The sequence below is a fragment of the Arthrobacter sp. B2a2-09 genome (assembly GCF_027587375.1).
In the GTDB taxonomy this organism is placed as follows: domain Bacteria; phylum Actinomycetota; class Actinomycetes; order Actinomycetales; family Micrococcaceae; genus Arthrobacter.
In genome coordinates, this window is the sequence record NZ_JAMXIC010000121.1 from 1 (window position 1) to 281 (window position 281).

Consider the following 281-nt stretch of genomic DNA (forward strand, 5'->3'; position numbering starts at 1 on the left):
ATGATCCGGCGGGCGGTCTGCAGCCCGGCGCCCAGGAAGGTGTCCGGTGCGCATCCGAGGCGGATGCCCGCGGCGTCCGCGGTCTTCAACAGTGCCAGGCCGGATTCGCGGTCCAGGGAGAACGGCTTCTCGGTCCAGACATGCTTGCCCGCGTTCACGGCGGCCGTGGCGACCTCGACGTGGGCTGCCGGGATGGTCAGGTTCACGATGATCTCGACGTCGGGGTGGTTCAGCGCCGCGTCCACGCCACCCCACTCGGGCACGCCGTATTCCTTCGCCCG

1 protein-coding gene is annotated in these 281 nt (G+C 70.1%); it reads right to left on the reverse strand.

Features of this window, described 5'->3' with window-relative positions; genetic code table 11:
• Positions 1–281, reverse strand: a 281-nt coding sequence (locus NFJ07_RS25815; protein WP_269998950.1) for a Gfo/Idh/MocA family protein, incomplete at both ends; no start/stop codon positions are given.